Source organism: Mesorhizobium sp. M8A.F.Ca.ET.021.01.1.1 (genome assembly GCF_003998025.1).
Classification (GTDB): domain Bacteria; phylum Pseudomonadota; class Alphaproteobacteria; order Rhizobiales; family Rhizobiaceae; genus Mesorhizobium.
In genome coordinates this window covers 1-6,778 of the sequence record NZ_RZSJ01000325.1, presented here as the reverse complement: position 1 = coordinate 6,778, position 6,778 = coordinate 1, and the positions used below count along the sequence as shown (strand labels likewise).

Below are 6,778 nucleotides of genomic sequence, written 5' to 3'. Positions count from 1 at the left end.
ACCGCATGGAGATCATCCGTATCGCCGGCTACACCGAGGACGAGAAGATCGAGATCGCCAAGCGGCACCTGATGCCGAAGGTGATCCGCGATCATGCGCTGCAGCCGAAGGAGTTCTCCGTCGGTGAGGACGCGATCCGCGCCATCATCCAGACCTACACCCGCGAAGCGGGCGTCAGAAGCCTGGAGCGCGAGCTGATGAAGCTCGGGCGCAAGGCGGTGACCGAGATCCTGAAGACGAAGAAGAAGACGGTGAGCATCACGGCGGCGAATCTCGCCGACTATCTCGGTGTTCAGCGCTACCGCTTCGGCCAGGTCGAGGCTGACGATCAGGTCGGTGTCGTCACCGGGCTTGCCTGGACGGAAGTCGGCGGCGAGCTGCTGACGGTCGAAGGTGTCATGATGCCCGGCAAGGGCCGCATGACGGTGACCGGCAATCTGCGCGACGTGATGAAGGAATCGATTTCGGCGGCGGCCTCCTATGTCCGTTCGCGCGCCATCGATTTCGGTATCGAGCCGCCGCTGTTCGACAAGCGCGACATCCACGTGCACTTGCCGGAAGGCGCCACGCCGAAAGACGGTCCGTCCGCGGGCGCGGCCATGGCCACGGCCATTGTGTCGGTGCTGACGGGTATTCCGGTGCGGGCCGATGTGGCGATGACTGGCGAGATAACGCTTCGCGGCCGCATCTTGCCGATCGGCGGCCTGAAGGAGAAGTTGCTCGCCGCACTGCGCGGCGGCATCAAGAAGGTGCTGATCCCGGAAGACAACGCCAAGGACCTGGCGGAGATTCCGGACAACGTGAAGAACGGCATGGAAATCATTCCGGTTTCACGCGTCGGTGAGGTGTTGCGCCACGCGCTGGTGCGGATGCCGGAGCCGATCGAATGGGTCGAACCGGTCAATCCGCCGGCCGCGACCGATAGTGCCGACGATGCCGGAAAGTCGCTTGCGCATTAGTTTTTTCTAAGGTTGCAGCGCACAAACAGAAAGCCGGGCCTCGCGCCCGGCTTTTTCATGTGAAAAACCCCGGAATTCCGGGCTTTTTCCGCTTTTTTTCTGCCTTTTCGACTTGGTTGCGGGAACGCTTCTTTCTAAAGTCCGTTTCCTGCCGGATGAGTCGTAAGTTCCGGTGTTCTCATGGAAGGGAATTTTTATGAACAAGAACGAACTGGTGTCCGCTGTCGCCGACGCCGCGAGCATTTCGAAGGGTGACGCGCAGTCGGCGGTCGATGCAGTGTTTTCTGTCATCTCCGGCGAACTGAAGAAGGGCGGCGATGTACGGCTTGTCGGCTTTGGCAATTTCACCGTGTCAAAGCGCGCTGCGTCCACCGGCCGCAACCCCCAGACCGGCGCCGAAGTGAAGATCCCGGCGCGCACCGTGCCGAAGTTCTCGGCCGGCAAAGGCCTCAAGGACGCCGTCAACTAAGCGCGTTTTATTTCAAAAAACCAGAAAAGCCGGGCTTGCCCGGCTTTTCATTTTTGGACACGTATCTCCCGATCGGAAGCTCCTCAAACTGTCGGGGCGTCGGCGCGCATCAGGCCCTCTTGCTTGAGATCGGCCCAGAGCGCTGCGGGGACTTTCGCATCCAGCAGCGACCGATTGCTCTCGACTTCGCCCGGGCGCTGACCGCCAGGGATGACTGAAACCACCGAAGGGTGCAACAGCGGGAACTGCAGGGCGGCTTCGATCAGCCTGATACCGTGGCGTTTGCAGACGGCCTCGATGCGCGTCACCTGGTCGATGACATCCTGCGGCGCTTCGGAATAGTTGTAATAGGCGCCGGGCTTCGGTCCGGTCGCCAGGATGCCGGAATTGTAGGGGCCGCCGAGAACGATGCCGATGCCGCGTTTTTGGCAAAGCGGCAGGAAAGACGTCAGCGCCTCCTGTTCCAGCAGCGTATAGCGCCCGGCAAGCAGGAACAGGTCGAAATCGCCGCGCTCGGCCAGGGCCTGCGCAACCTGCCACTCGTTGATGCCGCCGCCGAATGCCTTGATGGCGCCCTGGTCGCGCAAGGCGAGCAGGCCATAATAGCCCGAGCGCATGAACTCATCGATGCGCTGGTCGGATGCCTCCTTGCTGCCATGGGTGAAGATGTCGACATCGTGCACGAACAGGATGTCGATGCGGTCGACGCCCAGCCGCTCCAGCGAGGCCTCGAACGAGCGCATGACGCCGTCATAGCTGTAATCGTAGACCTCCTTGCGCGACGGCGTGTCGAAGAACTTGCCGATGCCGGTGCGTTCCTCTGGCGGGCAGGCGCGCATGATGCGGCCGACCTTGCTCGACAGCACATAGTCGTCGCGCTTCCTGGAGCGCAGGAACGGGTTGAGGCGCGTTTCCGACAGGCCGAGCCCATAGAGGGGCGCGGTGTCATAGTAGCGGCAGCCGGTCGCCCAGGCGGCCTCCAGCGTCGCGTTGGCGTCCTCGTCGGAGACCGCGCGGTAAAGATTGCCGAGCGGCGCCGTGCCGAAGCCCAGCTCCGTAAAGGTGATGCCGCCATTGCCGATGCGGTCGAAATTCCGTGTCTTCATGTCCTGCCCGTTTGCCTTGCTGATTTGTCTGACATGACACTATCATGCTCGTGGCTCGGCAAAAGCACCGCTGAGCGTTGGACACGCATTTTCGCGGTTGCTAGCATGAACGAAATCAAGCTGTTCCGGGGAAAAGCGTGATCGGGAATTGCCAATCTACTTCGATTGCCGGCACGGCGGGGGCGCCGCCGTGAACACCTCCGGCTCGCAGATGTTCAAGACCGCGCTCGACGAGCTTGGCGCGGTGTTGGCGCGCGTCGATGGCGACCGGATCGACGCCGCCTGCGGGATGCTGGTTGGTGCCAGGCAGGTCGTCGTCTATGGCTGCGGCCGCGAGGCCTTGCAGGTGAAGGGCTTCGCCATGCGGCTCTATCATCTGGGCCTGCCGGTTTCGGCCGTCGGCGACATGACCACGCCGCCGGTAGGGCAGGGCGACGTCTTCCTTGTCAGTTCCGGGCCCGGCGAAACCTCGACCGTACTCACCCTGATGCGCATCGCGCGTGAGGCAGGCGCGACCGTCCTACTCGTGACCGCCCAGGCGGGCGGCAGCGCCGCAAGCCTGGCCGATCTGACGTTGCTGGTGCCGGCGCAGACCATGGCCAACGACCAGGGATCGCAAAAGAGGTCGGTGCTGCCGATGGGCTCGGTTTTCGAGGGTGCGTTGTTCCTGCTGTTCGAGATCATGGTGCTGAAACTCAGGGAATTGACCGCGGCCTCGCCTGAAGCCATGCGCGCCCGCCACACCAACATGGAATAGATCATGCGCTATGAACTGATGCTGCCGCACCAGATCCGCAAGGCGATCGCGCAGAATTGGCCGGTCGCGCTGCCGCTCGGCGTGCTGGAATACCATGGCGAGCACATGGCTGTCGGCATGGACACGCTGGCCGTCATCAAGACGCTGGAACTGTTCGAACAGGAGAGCGAAATCGTCATCCTGCCGCCCTTCTACTATGGCGCGGCGAGCTATGCCGTGGCGCCGCCGGAAGGCAGCGGCTCGGTTCAGGTCGGCGGCAATCAACTGGCGCCGTTCGGCGAGGAGCTGTTCTACAGCCTGCTGCGTATCGGCTTTCGCAACATCCACGCCATCATTCATCACCAGACCGAGAATTTCGCCGCCGGCATGCCGACCGATCTCGCTTTCAAGACCGCCGGCAGACAGGCGATCTTCCGCTTCCTCGAGAAGCAGCGCGGCGAGGGCTGGTGGGGCTCCGAGACGATGGCCGACTACTATGCGGGGCACGCCGCGGGCGAGAATTTCTTCAACTGGGTGCAGGTGCATCCGCTGATGCCGGCCGCGATGAACGGCAAATATCCTTTCGACCATGCCGGCATCGGCGAGACATCGCTGATGCTGGCGCTATGTCCGGAGGCGGTGGATGCCGCGCGTTTCGAGGACAATACGGGCTGGTATACGGCGAGTGCCAAGGAGGCGTCAGTGGAGTTGGGGCAAAAGGGTGTCGCCATGATCATGGATCACCTCAGGGCGATCCTGAGGCGCTAACGCGGGTTCTTGCTTGTCCCCCTGTGGGAGAAGGAAAAAACGCTACTTCACCGCACCAGCCGTCATGCCCATGATCAGGTAGCGCTCCAGCGCGATGCCGATGACGGCAAGCGGCGCGATGGCGGCGGTGGCAAGGGCCGCCATCGACCACCAGTTGATGCCTTGCGAGCCCGTCTGGCTGGCAACCATGACCGGGATTGTCTTGGCGTCCGTCGAGGTCAAAAGGGCGGCGAAGAAATACTCGTTCCAGCACAGCACCATCGCCAGGATGAAGGCTGCCACCATGCCTGGCAGCGCGATCGGCATGACGATGCGGAAAAAGGCGCCCCAGATCGACAGGCCGTCGACGAGGGCTGCTTCCTCCAGCTCGACGGGGATGGAATTGAACTGGTCACGCATGATCCAGATGACGATCGGCAGCACCATCAGCGTGTAGAGCAGGATCAGCCCGATACGCGTATCGAGCAGCCCGACTTCGCGGTAGAGCACCAGGAACGGCAAGGCCAGCACCACCGGCGGCAGGATCAACTGCGACAGGAAGAAGAAGGAGATGTCCTCGTTCTTGAACCAGGCGAAATGGTAGCGATAGCGGGTCAGGCCATAGGCGGCGAGGCTGCCGATAATGATCGCCAGGCTCGACGCCCCAACCGAGGTGATGACCGAATTCATGAAGCGCTTGAGGAACTCGTCGCGCACGGTCGATGTCTGGAAGATCGAGTCCGGCGACAGGCCAAGCGATCGCCAGCCTTTCCAATCCGGCTGGAAGTCGACAAACGGGATCAGGTGGCCCTGGGTGACATCCACCGCCGTCTTGAACGACGTGGTGATGGTCCAATAGATCGGAAACAGGCAGATGAAGCCCCAGCAGGCGAGCGCGCCATAAATGAAGACGCGGCTGGCGACGAAGCTCGCCGGCGAGCGGATTTCGGATGCGACGTAGTCGGTGGTCTGAACGCTCATCTTGCCCTAATTCACATTGCGCACGAAACGGCTGGCGAATTTCAACAGCCAGGTCACGAACACCACGATGATGACGAGATAGGCCATCGCCAGCATGGTGCCGTAGCCGACATTCGAGCGGTCGCGGTACTCGCGGTAGATGAAGCTTGACACCGAATCGGTGGCGCCGCCCGGACCGCCCGAGGTGACCGTGATGATGATGTCGGCAAGCTTCAGCTTGAAGATGATGCGCAGGATCACCGCCGTTACCGACACCGGCAGCATCAGCGGGAAAGTGACCTGCCAGAAGGTCTGCCAGGCCGTGGCGCCATCGACACGTGCCGCCTCCAGCACCTCGCGCGACATCGCCTGCAGCCCCGCCAGCAGCATGATCATCATGAATGGAATGAAGGTCCAGGCGTCCAGCAGCATGATCGAGATGCGGGCGGTGATCGGGTTCGAGAAGAAGGCCGGGTCTTCCCAGCCGAGATGGCGCGCCAGCGTCGCCGCCGGTCCAAAGCGATATTCCATCAGCGACTTGCCGATCATCCACGACACCGCGACCGGCGACAGCATCAGCGGCATCAGGAACACCACCCGAAAAAATTTTCGGGCACGGATCTGCGCGTTGAGCAGCAGCGCCAGGCCAAAGGCCACGACATATTCGACCAGCACCGCCAGCACATAGAGCACCATGTTGAACAGGGCGTTGCGGTAGTAGGGGTCGGCGAGCATCTGCCAGAAATTGTCGAGCCCGTTGAACCTGCGACCGCTGAAGGAGCTGAGGTTCCAGTCGGTGAGCGCGATGTAGAAGCCGAACAGCGTCGGGAAGATCACCATGGCGATGGTGAACAAAAGGGCGGGCAGCAGGAAGAGCGCGCGCTGGCCGTCCTCGCCGCGTGTCAGAACCTGGCCGATGCCGATCGCCACGCCCCACAGCACATAGGCGTAGACCACGGGCCGCCATGTCTCAAAGCCGATCGTATCGACCTCGGTCTTGTAGAGGATCTGCAGCACGATCGTTGCCAGCAGGCCGAGCGTGGCAATCGCCATCAGCGCCCAGCCCAAACGCCGGCGGCCAGGCGGGATCAGATCATGGGGGGCGGCGTCTGCCGGCCACTGGGTCGCGGTCGAAGTCTGGTCAGCCACAAATTTCGCCCGTTTGGAAGGGAAGGCTGTGGTCCGGCGTTGCCGCCGGACCACGGTTCAAAGGGCAGCTTACATGCCGAGCGAGGCCTTGTAGAGCTTGACCTGCTTGTCACGGCCGATCTGGTCGGTGAGCTTCTCCCAGGCGGCTGCGATGGCGTCGGCGCCTTCCTGCGCCTTCATCTTGCCGGCGAAGGTGTTGGCCAGGATATCCTCGGCGGCGCTGTAGTACTGGAAGATGCCGGGGATGCGCGGCTCGATTGCCGCGTTGGGATGGTTGTAGCTGTCGCCTTCCGACTTCAGGTACGAGGTGATGAAAGCCTCGTCGTAGCCGGCCGCCACCCATTCGGGAATGTCGAAATGGGAGTTGCGATAGGGCTGGAAGCCCGACGGATACATCGCCGTCCAGATCGACAGGTCCTTGCCGCCGAGATGGGCGGCCGCCGACCATGCCGCCTTCTTCTTCTTCTCGTCGCTATCGACGCGGGCCATGACATAGACGCCCCAGCCGAGATAGGCGCAGTTGGGCGAATAGTTCGGGCCGCTGGCGAGCTTCTCCCACTTGCCGGTCTTGGAGTTGTAGACGTCGTCGGAGCCCGGCAGGATCGAGAAGCCGGTGACGTCGCCGATAACCGAGCTATCGTTGGTCTTGACG

The 6,778-nt window shown here is 62.4% G+C and carries 7 protein-coding genes and 1 pseudogene; 4 read left to right on the top strand and 4 right to left on the bottom strand.

Annotation, left to right across the window (positions count from 1 at the left end):
- The coding region (locus EOA36_RS22515) for a S16 family serine protease (RefSeq protein WP_281040072.1) at positions 1–959 on the top strand (959 nt) is incomplete at its 5' end.
- A 196-nt stretch (positions 960–1,155) separates the two neighbouring features.
- A complete protein-coding gene (locus tag EOA36_RS22510) occupies positions 1,156–1,428 on the top strand; it encodes an HU family DNA-binding protein (RefSeq protein WP_015318196.1) in 273 nt (90 codons plus the stop codon).
- Positions 1,429–1,511: 83 nt separating this feature from the next.
- On the opposite strand, the gene EOA36_RS22505 is transcribed toward EOA36_RS22510, so the two are convergent.
- Positions 1,512–2,534, bottom strand: coding sequence for an aldo/keto reductase (locus EOA36_RS22505; protein WP_127279484.1), 1,023 nt, complete (start codon positions 2,532–2,534; stop codon positions 1,512–1,514).
- A gap of 211 nt (positions 2,535–2,745) precedes the next feature.
- On the opposite strand from EOA36_RS22505, the gene EOA36_RS22500 reads away from it, so the two are divergent.
- Positions 2,746–3,291, top strand: a complete 546-nt coding sequence (locus EOA36_RS22500; protein WP_127279485.1) for an SIS domain-containing protein — start codon at positions 2,746–2,748, stop codon at positions 3,289–3,291.
- A 3-nt stretch (positions 3,292–3,294) separates the two neighbouring features.
- The gene (locus tag EOA36_RS22495; protein ID WP_127279483.1) at positions 3,295–4,038 is read left to right on the top strand and encodes a creatininase family protein; all 744 of its coding nucleotides are present in this window, start codon (positions 3,295–3,297) and stop codon (positions 4,036–4,038) included.
- Between the two features lie 42 nt (positions 4,039–4,080).
- Here the strand turns inward: EOA36_RS22495 and EOA36_RS22490 are convergent, their stop codons facing one another.
- The 3 genes and pseudogenes from EOA36_RS22490 to EOA36_RS22480 form a co-directional block, all read right to left on the bottom strand.
- A complete protein-coding gene (locus EOA36_RS22490) occupies positions 4,081–4,998 on the bottom strand; it encodes a carbohydrate ABC transporter permease (protein WP_027143632.1) in 918 nt (305 codons plus the stop codon).
- Positions 4,999–5,004: 6 nt separating this feature from the next.
- Positions 5,005–6,126: a sugar ABC transporter permease gene (locus EOA36_RS22485; RefSeq protein WP_127279482.1), complete on the bottom strand. Its 1,122-nt coding sequence runs from the start codon at positions 6,124–6,126 to the stop codon at positions 5,005–5,007.
- Between the two features lie 69 nt (positions 6,127–6,195).
- A pseudogene (locus tag EOA36_RS22480) lies at positions 6,196–6,778 on the bottom strand (sugar ABC transporter substrate-binding protein); the annotation flags it as partial.